Origin of the sequence: Mycobacteroides chelonae CCUG 47445 (assembly GCF_001632805.1) — a bacterium.
In the GTDB taxonomy this organism is placed as follows: Bacteria; Actinomycetota; Actinomycetes; order Mycobacteriales; family Mycobacteriaceae; genus Mycobacterium; species Mycobacterium chelonae.
On the sequence record NZ_CP007220.1, the window covers coordinates 1,435,656 to 1,450,055 of the forward strand.

The window sequence follows — 14,400 nt, forward strand, 5'->3', positions numbered from 1 at the left end:
GAGGCGGTGCGGCAGCTTTCAGGCAACAGGTACCGCAAGCTCGGTGGGCTCGGTGCGGCCACGCAAGGTCACGGTATCGCCGGAACGCCAGTGCAGCGCCTCGCGATGGTGCGCGCGCAGTACGGTATCCAACGAGGCCACCAAGTGCCCGGGCACGGTTTTGGAGAGCTCGCAGAGCCGGGCTGCTTCGTTGACCGGATCGCCGATCACGGTGTATTCGAAACGGTCGTGGGCGCCGACGTTTCCGGCCACCGCCTGCCCCGAGGCGACGCCGATGCCTGCTTGGCATTCGGGGACCTCGGCCCGTAGTCGGCGGGCAATCGCGCGAGCAGCGGCGAGCGCCTGGCTCTCGGGGCGGTCTTGCCGAACAGGCGCTCCGAACACCGCGAGTGTGGCGTCGCCCTCGAACTTGTTGACCATGCCCTCGTATCGGTCGATTTCTTCGACGACGACGGTGAAGAATCGGTTCAGTAGCGCGACCACCTCAATGGCAGGCCGTGTCGCGGCGAGCTGGGTGGACCCGACGATGTCGGCGAAAAGGACTGCGACGTGGCGTTCCTCGCCACCGAGCGCGGGCTGTTGCAATTCGGCGGCGGCGGCGACCTCACGGCCGACATGCTTGCCGAAGAGGTCCCGGACGCGCTCACGTTCGCGTAGGCCCTCTGCCATGGTGTTGAAGCCTGCCTGCAGCTCGCCCAATTCGGTGCCGTCATAGACGACCAGGTTGACGTCCAGATCGTTTTGTTCGACGCGCTTGAGTGCGGCCTGCACTTCTTTGACGGGGGCGGCCGTCATCCAGGACGCGATCCAGATGAGGATCAGTCCGAACACCACTGGGAACGACGCCAGGATGATGACTGCCACCGCAAGTTGGTTGACCGTGAAGTTGCCGAAGATCAGCGCTCCGACACCGGCGAGCATGATGCCGAAGGCGGGCACGCCGGATCCCAACAGCCAGGCCAGCATGGTGCGCACCATGATTCCCGAGGCGAGCCGCCTTCGGCGGTACCCGGCTTCGAGTGCTCGTGCGGCAACGGGCCGCATCGCGAACTCGGTAAACAAATAATTGGCCGCGCAGACAACCACGCCGCTGAACCCCACCGCGAAGAATATTTTGGGGATGTAGAGCGGATCTTGCAGTCCGTAGAGCGTGGTGAACAAGGCGGTCCCGCCCGCCCACAGAATCGCCTCGACGACCGTCAGCCGCCGCGGGACCGCGAACGCGTTGCGCTGGTCGGCCTTGGTGGGCTCGCGTTCCTCGATGGCCCACCGCACCACCTTGAAGATCCGGCGAGTGCCCCAGACGGCGCCGATGAGGACCGCGAGCGTCACATACACCGGAACGATCACGAATTGGATCCACCAGGGCGCATCGAAGACGTTGGGGTCGGGCACCGCGACGAGCACCAGCAGTATGACGACGGCGACACCAATCAGGTTGGCGGCCACCACGAACACGGTCAACATCAGCTGGATGCGGATGCGCTGGATGAGGGTGCTTTCGTCATAGCGGCCCAGCAGCCACGATCCGTACCCGTCGCCGGCCTCGAGTCGGCCGGTCTGCCCGGTGATCGCGCCCAAGGCACGGCCCACCCGGCGCGACACTGCGCGAATCGACTCGTTTGCCATAGTTGTCGCCAGCCTAACTCCCTATACAGTGGGCCGGTGCGTCTCGTCGTAGCCCAATGCACCGTTAATTATGTCGGTCGGCTCACCGCCCACCTTCCGTCCGCCAAGCGGCTCCTGCTCATCAAGGCCGATGGTTCGGTGAGCGTGCACGCCGATGACCGCGCCTACAAGCCGCTGAACTGGATGAGCCCGCCGTGCTGGCTCGTCGAGACGGAGAATGAGGAGTCTGCCGAAGCGGGTGCCTCGACCGTCTGGGTGGTGGAGAACAAGGCCGGTGAACAGCTGCGGATCACCATCGAGAACATCGAGCACGACTCGGCCCACGAGCTCGGGGTCGACCCCGGATTGGTCAAGGATGGAGTCGAGGCGCACCTGCAGGAGTTGCTCGCCGAGCACGTCGCGCTGCTCGGCGACGGATACACCCTGGTGCGGCGCGAGTACATGACGCCGATCGGGCCGGTTGATCTGCTGTGTCGGGACGCCGACGGTGCGACCGTTGCGGTCGAGATCAAGCGCCGTGGTGAGATCGACGGCGTCGAGCAGCTCACCCGCTATCTCGAACTGCTCAACCGGGACACCACGCTGGCGCCCGTTGCCGGCGTCTTCGCCGCACAGCAGATCAAGCCGCAGGCTCGCACTCTTGCCGAAGACCGCGGAATCCGTTGTCTCACACTGGACTACGACGCGATGCGGGGAATGGACTCAGACGAATTCCGTTTGTTCTGAAATCGCCCCACCACTCATAGAATCACCGCATGGGCCGCCGACATCCGCCGCGCCGGGCTGCGGCCGACCGTGCCGGTATGCCGCCTCTAGGCCGTGACCAGGTCGAGCAGGGGACCGACGGGCTGGACTACCGAGTGCGCCCGATCGCCGCAGCACGCGCGATCAAGGTCTATCGCTGTCCCGGCTGTGATCATGAGATCGCGATCGGTGTAGCCCATGTAGTGGTGTGGCCCGTCTCCGAGGGACAAGACAGGGGAGTGGAAGACCGCCGGCACTGGCATACGCCGTGCTGGAGTAACCGCGCGAATCGGAGCCCGACGCGACGTTGGAGCTAGTGTGACTGCGTCGGCTGGACGAGTTCGATGAGCACGCCGCCGGTGTCCTTGGGATGCAGGAAGTTGATCCGTGAGTTCGCGGTGCCGATGCGCGGCTCGTCGTACAGCACTCGCACGCCCGCGGCGCGGAGCTGATCGGACAGCGCATCGATATCGGTGACGCGGTAGGCCAGCTGCTGCAGGCCGGCTCCCTTGGTGCTCAAGAACTTGGCGATCGGTGAGGACTCATTCAGCGGTGCCATCAGCTGGATCTGTGAGCTGCCGGGTTCTGCTCCGGGGAAGGACAGCATCGCCTCGCGGACACCCTGCCCCTCGTTGATCTCCTCGTGCACCAGGATCATGCCCAGGTGTTCGTGGTACCACTCGATTGCGACGTCCAGGTCGGGGACCGCGATGCCTACGTGGTCGATCGCGGTCACCAGACCGGTCGATAGGATCGAGGGAACATCAAGAGGAGACGATGTCGTCATAACGCAACGGTAACGCGTTCCAGAAAACGGCGTCCACTCGAGCAGTATTAAGGAGATTCAATGAGCACGTCCGTGATTGTTGCTGGAGCGCGTACTCCCGTTGGCCGCTTCCAGGGATCGCTGAAGGACTTCTCGGGCGCTCAGCTCGGCGGTATCGCCATCAAAGGCGCCCTGGAGAAGGCCAAGGTGGCGCCGTCTGCGGTCGATTACGTGATCATGGGCCAGGTCCTCACCGCGGGCGCCGGCCAGATTCCCGCACGCCAGGCCGCCGTTGCCGGTGGAATCGGTATGGATGTGCCGGCGCTCACCATCAACAAGGTGTGCCTCTCGGGCGTCGATGCCATTGCGCTGGCTGACCAGCTGATTCGGGCCGGTGAGTTCGAGGTTGTCGTCGCCGGTGGGCAGGAATCGATGACCAACGCTCCGCATCTGCTGCCCAAGAGCCGCTTCGGTTTCAAGTACGGCGATGTGACGCTCGTTGACCACATGGCCTTCGACGGCCTGCATGATGCCTTCACCGACCAGGCGATGGGCATCCTCACCGAACAGCGCAATGCCTCCGACAAGTTCACCCGCGAGGAGCAAGACGAGTTCGCGGCGCGCTCGCATCAGAATGCCGCCCGTGCGTGGAAGGACGGTGTCTTCGCCGACGAGGTGGTCTCGGTTCAGATTCCGCAGCGCAAGGGTGATCCGATCGAGTTCGCCGAGGACGAGGGCATCCGCGCGGACACCACCGCGGCGTCGCTGGCGGGGCTGCGCCCGGCGTTCAGTAAGGACGGCACCATCACGGCGGGGTCGTCCTCGCCGATCTCCGACGGCGCCTGCGCGGTGGTGGTGATGAGCAAGGAGCGCGCGGAGCGCGAGGGACTGGAGTGGATCGCCGAGATCGGTGCACATGGCGTGGTCGCCGGCCCCGATTCCAGCCTGCAGCTGCAACCGGCCAACGCCATTCGGAAGGCCTGTGAGCGGGAAGGGATTTCCCCCGAGCAGCTCGATCTGGTCGAGATCAATGAGGCCTTCGCACTGGTGGGCTTGGCCTCGGTGAAGGACTTGGGTATCGACCCGGCCAAGGTCAACGTCAACGGCGGAGCGATCGCCATCGGCCACCCCATCGGAATGTCGGGTGCCCGGATCACTTTGCACCTGGCGCAGGAGCTCAAGCGCCGCGGCGGCGGAATCGGTGTGGTTGCGCTGTGCGGTGGCGGCGGTCAGGGTGATGCCCTGATCGTGCGGGTGTGATTTACGACGCGACGTAGTAGATCGGTGATGTGTCGGGCGCTGTATCGGGCAGACTGAGGGCATGACACAGCTTTTCGACCTGCGCAGCACCGCCAGCAGGTTTCGCACCGTCGCGTTGCTCGAGGCCATCAGCTGGGCAGGTCTGCTCACCGGAATGTTCTTCAAGTACGTGCCGGATCCGGGTAACGAGATCGGTGTGAAGGTCTTCGGCTGGATCCACGGCATCGTCTTCATCGCATACCTGGTGTTGGGATTCCTCGCGGGTCGCGAGTACCGCTGGACTCCGCTCACCTGGTTGCTCGCACTGTTAGCTGGGGTTGCCCCATTGTGCAGTGTGATCTTTGTCATATGGGCTGATAAGACGGGTAAATTGCCCGTCGCGGGGTCGGCGACGGCGGGCGACGCTGGGCCGTAGTGCGCAGACCGTGAGCCGTGACAGACTGGACAGCGTGACCCGACCACGTCCCGCGATGGCTGCCGCCATGTCCGGAGCTGTCGACCTCTCTGCTCTCAAGCAGCGCGCGCAGGAGCCCACGGCTCCTCGCGAGCCTTCGGCCGGGGATGCATGGACCGTCGAGGTAACCGAGGCGAATCTCGAAGCCGAAGTACTGGCGCAGTCCAATCGTGTCCCGGTCATCGTGCTCCTGGGATCGCCACGTAGCGAGGCCTCGGCGGCACTGGCCGCCACCCTGGGCGACCTGGTCGCGGAAGACCGCGGCACGTGGGCCCTGGCGCGGGTGAACGTCGACACCAGCCCGCAGATCGCACAGGTCTTCGGTGTGCAGGCGGTGCCTACCGTGGTGGCGGTGGCTGCCGGGCGGCCCATCACCAGCTTCGCGGGACCTCAGCCCGCCGATCAGCTGCGGCGGTGGCTCGACTCCATTCTCGACGCGGTCGCCGGCAAGCTGCCCGACGACACTGCGCCGGACGGAGAGGGCGCCGAGGACTCCGAATACGCCGCAGAAAGTACCGACCCGGCGCTCGCCGCGGCGCGTGATGCCCTCGACTCCGGAGATTTCGAGGCTGCCCGTGCCGCCTATCAAGGTCTGCTGGACGACGGCGCCACCGGTGTGGTCGCTGCCGAGGCAACCGCGTCGGTGCGTCAGATCGAGTTCCTGATCCGGGCGACGGCCCACCCTCAGGATGCGGTCGATGTCGCCGATGCCGCACCCGGTGACATCGATGCCGGATTGGCTGCTGCCGACGTGGAAGTGCTTTCGCAGCAGCCGGACTCGGCCTTCGACAGGCTCATCGCACTTGTTCGCGTGACCAGAGACGACGAACGCGCCAAGGTGCGTGCCCGGCTGCTGGAGCTGTTCGAGCTGTTTGATCCGGCCGATCCCGCGGTGGTCGCCGGGCGGCGCAAGCTCGCCAACGCCCTGTTCTGAATCTGCCCCTGTCCGGTCCCGCGGCTACGGGAAGCGTTTGGCGCAGGTCTGGTCATTGCCCAGGACGCCAATTCGGTAGGCGTCGATACGGGAGAATCCGGAGGGGGCTGTCTCACCCTTCGCGTCGCTGGAAGCCCTACCGCTGGAAAGCAATTCGGAGACAGCCTCGTCGAGGTCGCCGCCGGAGAGGATGACCGGTGCGCGGGGGGTCACGATGCCCCTGCCGGCAGCCCGCGAGGTGAAGTATCCGGTCAGGCATGCGGTGCGTAACCCGGTCATGATTCCCTCGGTCTCCAGCCCCGCGGCCTTTTCCGCCGCCAGTGCGTAGCGCGAGACGATCACGCTGAACGCCGAATAGTCGCCGTTGACTTGCGCGGAGAACAGCGCGCGGTCCGACACGGGGGTGGCCATCTTCTGCAGGGCCTTGGGATCCAGGGCAATCGTATTGTCGTTGGGGCAGAACGAGGCCGGTGCGGTGCCCGAACCGTCGGAGCATTTCCCGTCGCCGTATACCGCCTTGGGAGGGTTATCCATGGGGAACACCTGTGAGGCAGCGGTCAGCACCGCATCGATGGTGTCCGGGTTTATCGGCCAGTTGTCGCCGTTGGGCCCCACGCCCAGGCCCTTGGGCAGCTCGCCGCGGCGCTTGAGGATCTCGCGGGCATCGATGCGCTTGCAGGCCATAGGGCCGTCGGTGAACCCGAACTGAAAGGCCGAGACCCGCTCGAAGGCCGAACCGTGGATGGCCCACTTCTTGCTGGTGTCATTGTCGCGGATCGCGATCATCGCGGCCGTGACCTTGTTAAGCCCGTCGGCGGTGTTCAAAGTGAATCGTGGCGAATCCCCCTGCGTGACCCAGCGCAGGTAGGCGCCGGAGAAGCAGTCGGCTTGCTGCTCCTGAGTGAGGTCGACGAGGTACTCGACCTGATCCTTGGTCATCTTCGGATCGTCGATCGGAGTGATCAGCTGAGCGTGATACTGGATCGAGTGTCCGTACTCGTGGGCCATGACGGTGTTCATCGCCATGTCGCCCATTTGCTTACGCAGGTAGGGGAACAGCTGGCCGCGATCCCACGCGAATGAGTTCTCCGGTGGACAAAACGCGGCATTGATGAAGTCGTTCAGGTTGCCCCCGCAGAACCTGATGCTGCCGTTCTCTTTACGTGAGTCGACCGAGATGAGCCGGGATACCGGCCGGAAGTTGGCGAACGAATCGCCGTAGAACTGCGTCCAGAAATCCTCAATGTCCGCCAGGGACACCTTGACGTAATCGTCGATCTCACCGTTGTCGGTGTTCTCGATCTTGCGTTGGGGAACCTGGACGCCGGGCTTCATGCCGGAGGGGCCATCGACCGCAGGCATACCCGCCACGCGCAGCGGGTCGGCGTAGATCGATTGAGGTTGCCCACCGAGTGGACGGCCACACGACGTGATCACCAGCACCAGCCCCACCAGCAGCGCCACCCAGCGTTTGGACATCGAGCCACCCCTTTAACTACGCGCGAGTTTGCGTCTAGCGCATCCTAATGTTGTCTACAGCTCCCCGGAGATGGGTTCCAGCCAGATTGCGGCGGCCGGTGGCAGGGCCAGCGTGGCTGAGGCCGGGCGGCCGTGCCACGGGTTCGCCTCGGCGATGACTTCGCCCAGGTTTCCTACTCCGCTGCCGTGGTACTGCAGTGCGTCGGTGTTGATGACCTCACGCCAGCGTCCGGTCAGGGGCAACCCCACCCGGTAGCTGGCGTGCTCGATGCCCGCGAAGTTGAAGATGCAGGCCAACACCGAACCGTCGTCGCCGAAGCGCAGGAAGCTCAGCACGTTGTTGGCGGAATCGTTGGCGTCGATCCACGAATATCCCTGGGGGGCGGTGTCTTGTGACCACAATGCGCGACGCTGCTGGTAGGCCGAATTCAGGTCGGCAGTCAACGCCGCGATTCCTGAGGAGTATCCGTCCTCGCCCAGCTGGAACCAGTCGACACCGCGCTCATCAGACCATTCGGCCCGCTGACCGAACTCCTGACCCATAAATAGCAGCTGCTTTCCGGGGTGTGCCCACATGTAGGCCAGTAGGCAGCGCAGGCCCGCGGCCTTGGCGTGATCGTCACCGGGGATGCGGGTCCACAGCGTGCCCTTGCCGTGCACCACCTCGTCATGGCTGATCGGCAGCACGAAATTCTCGCTGAACGCATACAGCATCGAGAAGGTCATCTCATGGTGATGGAAGCTGCGATGGATGGGATCGCGCCCGAGGTAGCCCAGGGTGTCGTGCATCCACCCCATGTTCCATTTCATGGAAAAGCCAAGGCCGCCAAGGCTGGTCGCCCGGGTGACGCCCGGCCAGGAGGTGGATTCCTCGGCCACCGTGACAATCCCGGGATGCAGCTTGTGCACGGTGGCGTTCATCTCCTGCAGGAACTGCACCGCCTCGAGATTCTCTCGGCCGCCGTGAATGTTCGGTGTCCAGCCACCCGCGGGGCGTGAGTAGTCCAGGTAGAGCATCGACGCGACGGCATCGACTCGCAGCCCGTCGATGTGGAACTGATCGAGCCAGAACAGGGCGTTGGCGACCAGGAAGTTGCGAACCTCGGGGCGGCCGAAGTCGAAAACATATGTGCCCCAGTCCAGCTGCTCAGCCCGGTGTGGGTCGGCGTGTTCGTATAGGGGTGTTCCGTCGAAGCGGGCCAGTGCCCACGCATCCTTGGGAAAGTGTGCGGGTACCCAATCGACGATGACGCCGATTCCCGCCCGGTGCAGGGCATCGACCAGGTAGCGGAAGTCGTCGGGCGTGCCCAGCCTCGAGGTGGGGGCGTAATACGAGGTCACCTGGTAGCCCCAGGACCCACCGAAGGGATGTTCGGCCACCGGCAGCAGCTCGACATGAGTGAAACCTTGTGCCAGTACATAGTCGGTGAGCTCGCGGGCTAGCTCCCGATAGGAGAGTCCGGGGCGCCACGATGCCAGATGCACCTCGTAGGTACTCATGGGCTCGAACACCGGGTTGCCGGTGGTACGCCGGGACATCCATTCCTCGTCCTGCCAGGAGTACGACGACGTGGTCACCCGCGATGCGGTGGCCGGCGGCAATTCGGTCGCGAACGCGAACGGGTCGGCGCGATCGGTCACCGACCCATCGGCGCCGTGCACGCGGAACTTGTACAGCGAACCGAGCGTCATTCCCGGCCAGAACAGTTCCCAGACTCCGGAGGATCCCAGGGTTCGCATGGGGGCGTCGTTGCCGTTCCACCCATTGAAATCGCCGATTACCGAGACCCCGTGCGCGTTGGGTGCCCACACCGCAAAGGAGATCCCGCTGACCTCACCGTCCGCCGTCACGAACGAGCGTGGATGCGCACCAAGGATTTCCCAGAGTCGCTCGTGGCGGCCCTCGTTGAACAGGTGCAGATCCACTTCGCCCAACGTGGGCAGGAATCGGTATGCATCGGCGATGATCAGCGGCGTGCCGCTGTAGTCGACGTCGAGGCGGTAGTCGAGGAGGTTCAGGAAGGGCAGAGCTACCCCGAACAGTCCGGACCCGAGGTCGGTCATGGGGTGCAGCTCGTCGCCCACCACCGCGGCCACCGCGGTGGCACCAGGTTTGAACGCGCGAATGACAGTGTGCCCCTTGCCGCCCGCGTTGGCATACTCATGCGCGCCGAGAATTGAGTGCGGATTGTGGTGGGTGCCCGCCACCAGCCTGGCGAGATCGGCGGCGTCCGGTTTCAGGAAGGTCGTAGGTGAGGTCACGGGCGGAACACCAAGTGCGTCCGGGCCGACTCGCGGACCTGTGGCAGATTCAGGATGTGCGCCACTTGCCGAGACGGGGTCAGGGGGTCCAGTCGGACATAGTTGGCTTGGCCCCAGCGGTATTGCTCGCCGGTGAGCTCGTCACGCACCCAGAACGTTTCATGCCAATCGAGGCCGAGTGCGGGCAGGTCGAGCCAGATGGTGCCGTCCTCGGCACCGAAGGGGTTGAGATTCACCACGATCAGGACGGCATCGCCGGTTACCGGGTCGAACTTGGAGTACGCCAGCAGAGCGTCGTTCTCGACGTGGTGGAAGGTGATGTTGCGCAGCTGTTGCAATGCCGGATGTAGTCGGCGGATCTCGTTGAGTCGGGTGATGAATGGCTCCAGTGATTCGCCGCGCGCGGCAGCGCCCTTGTAATCGCGGGGACGTAGCTGGTACTTCTCCGAGTCCAGGTATTCCTCGCTGCCCTCGCGCAACGGGACATGTTCGTAGAGTTCGTATCCGGAGTAAACGCCCCAGGTCGGGCTCAAGGTGCCGGCGAGGATGGCACGGATCGCGAACATGCCCGGGCCGCCGTACTGAAGGCTCGCGTGCAAGATGTCGGGGGTGTTGACGAAGAGATTCGGGCGTGCCAGGTCCGCCTGCGCGGCGATTTCTTTGCCGAACTCGGCGATCTCGGATTTGGCGGTGCGCCAGGTGAAGTAGGTGTACGACTGGGTGAAGCCGAGCCGGGCCAGACCGTAGAGACGAGCCGGGCGAGTGAACGCCTCGGACAGGAACAACACGTCGGGATCGGCCGCCTTGACCTCGCCGATCAGCCACTGCCAGAAGTCCGGCGGCTTGGTGTGTGGATTATCTACCCGAAATATCTTGACGCCATGGGCAATCCAGTGCTGCACGACACGCAGCACCTCGGTGTACAGGCCGGCAGGATCGGTGTCGAAGTTCAGGGGATAGATGTCCTGGTACTTCTTGGGAGGATTTTCCGCGTAGGCGATGGTGCCGTCGGGGAGCTCGGTGAACCACTCGGGATGGGCGTTGACCCACGGGTGATCCGGTGCGCACTGCAATGCCAAGTCCAGCGCCACTTCCAGGCCCAGCTTGCGCGCGGTGGACACGAACCGGTCGAAGTCCTTGAGGGTTCCCAGCTCGGGATGGATCGCGTCGTGACCTCCCGCAGCACTGCCGATGGCCCACGGTGAACCGACTTCACCGGGCTCGGCGATCGGATTGTTGTTGCGGCCCTTGCGGTTGATCTCGCCGATCGGGTGCACCGGCGGTAGATACACCACATCGAATCCCATCGCGGCGACCCGTGCGAGGTCGGCCGATGCGGTCGCCAGCGTGCCGTGCATGGGCCGTCCGTCCGGTCCCACTCCGCCGGTGGAGCGCGGGAACAGTTCGTACCAGGAGCCGTACAGCGCCCGAGTGCGGTCAACCCAGATGCCGTACTGAGTTCCGCGAGTAAGTAGATCGCGCAGCGGGAACTCGGCAAGCAGTACCTGCACCTCATCGGAGAGCGCATGCTGAAAGCGAGCCCCCGGGTCGTCCTGAGTGCGCAGCGCTTCCGCCGAGGCCAGCAGCGGCCCCCGACGTTTCCGTGGCACTCCGGCCGCCGCGCGCTCGAACAGGCGCGCACCGATCTCCAGATCGTTGGCCAACTCGGCAGCGCCCTGCCCTGCTTCCAGTTTGGCCTCGACATTGTGGCGCCAGGTTGTGATCGGGTCACCCCATCCATCGACCCGGAAGGTCCACAGCCCTTCCCGGTCCGGGACGAAGCTGGCATGGAATCGATCGAGCGCCCCACCCGGCCGCATCGGGATATGCAGCGGTTTGATTCGCGTCGCGGTGGTGTCCTTCTCGCGGGGCGCCGAGATCCGGCGCAACGGGCCCTCGGAGAGCTGCGGGTAGCTGGGCCCGAGGGACCGCACCACCAGTGTCGCGGCGACGGCCTCATGGCCTTCGCGCCACACAGTTGCCGCCACGGGGACGACCTCACCCACGACGGCCTTGGCCGGATAGCGCCCACCGGAGATCGCGGGGGCGACATCATCGATGCCTATGCGTCCGGTCACCACGTCCACCGTAGTAGACGGGCCCTTGCGGTGCGGTGCAGAAGCGCGGACCAGAGGCTTCGCCGACACGCCCGCAGGCGTGCGAGAGGGAACTGCCACAGCATCGCGTATCGGTGCGGAATTTCCGCCGGGCATGCGATCCACCGAAATCTCAGTAAGGTTCTGAAGGGTGAAAGCCCTACGTCGATTCACGGTTCGTGCCCATCTTCCGGAGCGGTTGGCGGCGCTGGGCGAGTTATCCAACAACCTGCGCTGGTCGTGGCATCAACCCACCCGGGATCTCTTCGCCGATATCGATCACCAGCTGTGGGAGCAGACCAACCACGATCCGGTTGCAGTCATGGGGTCGGTCCCGGCGCAACGGCTCGACGAGCTGGCCGCCGATGACGGTTTCGTCGACAGGGTGGCGGCCCTGGCGGGTGATCTTCATGACTATCTGAATCGCCCCATGTGGTACCAGCGTCAGCTGGAGCGGGACAGTGACGAGGGCGCCGAGGGTGCCGTCCTGCCCGCCGCGATCGCGTACTTCTCGATGGAGTTCGGCGTCTCCGAGGTGCTGCCGAACTACTCCGGTGGCTTGGGCATCTTGGCCGGCGATCACCTTAAGGCCGCCTCCGATCTGGGTCTGCCGCTCATCGCGGTGGGGTTGCACTACCGGTCGGGATACTTCCGGCAGTCGCTGACCGCCGACGGTTGGCAGACCGAGCAGTATCCGCTGATCGACCCGGCCGGTCTGCCGTTGCGGCTGCTGGCACATGACGATGGCACCCCGATCCTCATCACGGTGCCGATGCCGCAGGACCGGGTGCTCTCGGCGCGCATCTGGGTTGCTCAGGTGGGCCGGATTCCGCTGCTGCTCTTGGATTCCGATATCGCGGAGAACGATCGGGAACTGCGCTACGTCACCGACCGGCTATACGGCGGCGATCAGGACCACCGCATCAAGCAGGAAATTCTGGCCGGTATCGGCGGAGTACGTGCCATTCGTGCGTATGTCACCTCCTCTGGCGCGTCATCTCCCGAGGTGTTCCACACCAATGAGGGTCATGCTGGGTTCCTGGGGCTCGAGCGCATTCGCGAGTACATCGGGCAGCATGGACTGGACGTGGAAACGGCCTTGACAGTGGTCCGGTCCAGCACCGTGTTCACCACGCACACACCGGTTCCCGCCGGAATCGACCGCTTCCCGGTGGACTTGGTGCGTCGATACTTCGGGGAATCCGGTGATTCCACGCTGCTGCCCGGTGTGCCGGTGGATCGCATCATCGCCCTGGGTGCGGAGGACGACCCCTCCACGTTCAACATGGCTCATATGGGGCTGCGGCTGGCGCAGCGCGCCAACGGTGTGTCGCTCCTGCACGGCCAGGTGAGCCGGTCGATGTTCAACGGACTGTGGCCGTCATTCGACGCCGCCGAGGTACCCATCGGATCGATCACCAACGGCGTGCACGCGCCCACTTGGGCAGCGCCGCAGTGGCTGGAGCTGGGGCAGCAGCTCGTCGGTGCTGAGGCGTTCAACGACGCCAGCGGATGGGAGCGGATTCACGAGGTAGACCCCGGACACATCTGGTGGATCCGATCACAGTTGCGCGAGCAGCTGATTCAGGATGTGCGACGGCGGATACGTGCGTCGTGGCTGCAGCGCGGCGCGGCCGAGGCCGAGTTGGGCTGGGTGGACGATGCCTTCGACCCGGGTGTGCTGACCATCGGGTTCGCCCGCCGCGTCCCGACGTACAAGCGGCTCACGCTGATGCTGCGTAACCCGGAACGGCTGCGCGAGCTACTCCTGGACGAGAAGCATCCGGTGCAGCTGATCGTGGCCGGTAAATCGCATCCCGCCGACGACGGCGGTAAGGGGCTCATCCAGCAGATCGTCAGGTTCGCCGACCAGGCGGACGTGCGGCACCGGATCACCTTCCTTCCCGACTACGACATGTCGATGGCCCGCTATCTGTACTTCGGCTGCGACGTGTGGTTGAACAATCCGCTGCGTCCGCTTGAGGCGTGCGGGACCTCGGGGATGAAGAGCGCACTCAACGGCGGGCTCAACCTGTCCATCCGTGACGGATGGTGGGACGAGTGGTACGACGGCGAAAACGGTTGGGAAATACCGACGGCCGACGGGGTCACCGATGACACTCGACGCGACGATCTGGAAGCCGCGGCGCTCTATGAGCTACTGGCGCAAAAGGTGGCGCCCAAATTCTATGAGCGCGATGAGCACGGCACGCCGCAACGCTGGGTCGAGATGGTTCGACACACCCTGGAGAAGTTGGGGCCAAAGGTTTTGGCATCCAGGATGGTTCGCGATTACACCGTCGGCTACTACGCCCCCGCGGCCAAGTCGTTGCGTGCCACCGTCGGTGCCGATCATTCGTTCGCCCCGGCCAAGGAGTTGGCGCGCTATCGCGAACGAGTGCAGCAGGTATGGCCCTCGCTGGTCATCACCGATGTCGACAGTTCGGGCCTGCCGGACACCCCGCTGCTGGGGTCACCGTTGACGCTCACCGCATCGGTTCAGCTTTCCGGACTGGCGCCCTCGGAGGTCGCCGTGCAGGCGGTGATCGGGCGAGTGGACCTGGACGACAAGCTTTCCGAATCGGTGATTGTCCCGATGGCGCACACCGGCAGTCGCGACGGTGGGGTGGAAACCTTCTCCACCACGACCACCTTGCCGGTGTCCGGGTCGGTGGGATACACGGTGCGGGTGCTTCCGCATCATCCGCTGCTGGCCGGCGATAGCGAGCTTGGTCTGGCGGTGCTGGCCGCCAGCGATCTGGAGCACTAACGGCAC

Annotated in this window: 11 protein-coding genes; 6 read left to right on the forward strand and 5 right to left on the reverse strand. The window is 64.8% G+C overall.

What is annotated here, in order from left to right:
• Positions 1-18: 18 nt before the first annotated feature.
• Positions 19-1,629 (reverse strand): adenylate/guanylate cyclase domain-containing protein, encoded by a 1,611-nt coding sequence (locus BB28_RS07090; RefSeq protein ID WP_046252981.1) that lies wholly within the window; start codon positions 1,627-1,629, stop codon positions 19-21.
• Positions 1,630-1,665: 36 nt separating this feature from the next.
• On the opposite strand from BB28_RS07090, the gene nucS reads away from it, so the two are divergent.
• Together nucS and BB28_RS24465 are read left to right on the forward strand one after the other, a co-directional pair.
• Positions 1,666-2,355 carry an endonuclease NucS gene (gene nucS, locus BB28_RS07095; protein ID WP_030094910.1) on the forward strand — a complete coding sequence of 230 codons (690 nt, stop codon included), beginning with the start codon at positions 1,666-1,668 and terminating at the stop codon, positions 2,353-2,355.
• A 29-nt stretch (positions 2,356-2,384) separates the two neighbouring features.
• Complete coding sequence (locus tag BB28_RS24465) at positions 2,385-2,690, forward strand: hypothetical protein (protein ID WP_046252982.1); 306 nt, start codon at positions 2,385-2,387, stop codon at positions 2,688-2,690.
• On the opposite strand, the gene mce is transcribed toward BB28_RS24465, so the two are convergent.
• Positions 2,687-3,160, reverse strand: coding sequence for a methylmalonyl-CoA epimerase (gene mce, locus BB28_RS07105; RefSeq protein ID WP_046252983.1), 474 nt, complete (start codon positions 3,158-3,160; stop codon positions 2,687-2,689). The two genes, BB28_RS24465 and mce, sit on opposite strands and share 4 nt — an antisense overlap.
• Positions 3,161-3,220: 60 nt before the next feature.
• Here mce and BB28_RS07110 point away from each other — a divergent pair, with 60 nt between their 5' ends.
• The 3 genes from BB28_RS07110 (at position 3,221) to BB28_RS07120 (ending at position 5,787) form a co-directional block, all read left to right on the forward strand.
• Positions 3,221-4,399, forward strand: a complete 1,179-nt coding sequence (locus BB28_RS07110; RefSeq protein WP_046252984.1) for an acetyl-CoA C-acetyltransferase — start codon at positions 3,221-3,223, stop codon at positions 4,397-4,399.
• Between the two features lie 61 nt (positions 4,400-4,460).
• Complete coding sequence (locus BB28_RS07115; protein ID WP_046252985.1) at positions 4,461-4,814, forward strand: DUF3817 domain-containing protein; 354 nt, start codon at positions 4,461-4,463, stop codon at positions 4,812-4,814.
• Between the two features lie 67 nt (positions 4,815-4,881).
• Complete coding sequence (locus BB28_RS07120; RefSeq protein ID WP_191985265.1) at positions 4,882-5,787, forward strand: tetratricopeptide repeat protein; 906 nt, start codon at positions 4,882-4,884, stop codon at positions 5,785-5,787.
• Positions 5,788-5,811: 24 nt separating this feature from the next.
• Here BB28_RS07120 and BB28_RS07125 read toward each other — a convergent pair whose 3' ends face one another.
• Genes BB28_RS07125 through BB28_RS07135 form a run of 3 tightly spaced genes read right to left on the reverse strand, consistent with a single transcriptional unit; the run spans position 5,812 to position 11,606 of the window.
• Positions 5,812-7,266 carry a neutral zinc metallopeptidase gene (locus tag BB28_RS07125; protein WP_046252987.1) on the reverse strand — a complete coding sequence of 485 codons (1,455 nt, stop codon included), beginning with the start codon at positions 7,264-7,266 and terminating at the stop codon, positions 5,812-5,814.
• Positions 7,267-7,320: 54 nt separating this feature from the next.
• Entirely contained in the window at positions 7,321-9,507 is a 2,187-nt protein-coding gene (gene glgB / locus BB28_RS07130; protein ID WP_046255611.1) for a 1,4-alpha-glucan branching protein GlgB, read from the reverse strand.
• 17 nt (positions 9,508-9,524) lie between these two features.
• Complete coding sequence (locus BB28_RS07135; protein WP_046255612.1) at positions 9,525-11,606, reverse strand: alpha-1,4-glucan--maltose-1-phosphate maltosyltransferase; 2,082 nt, start codon at positions 11,604-11,606, stop codon at positions 9,525-9,527.
• A 169-nt stretch (positions 11,607-11,775) separates the two neighbouring features.
• Here BB28_RS07135 and glgP point away from each other — a divergent pair, with 169 nt between their 5' ends.
• Positions 11,776-14,394, forward strand: coding sequence for an alpha-glucan family phosphorylase (glgP, locus tag BB28_RS07140; protein ID WP_046252988.1), 2,619 nt, complete (start codon positions 11,776-11,778; stop codon positions 14,392-14,394).
• Positions 14,395-14,400: the final 6 nt, after the last annotated feature.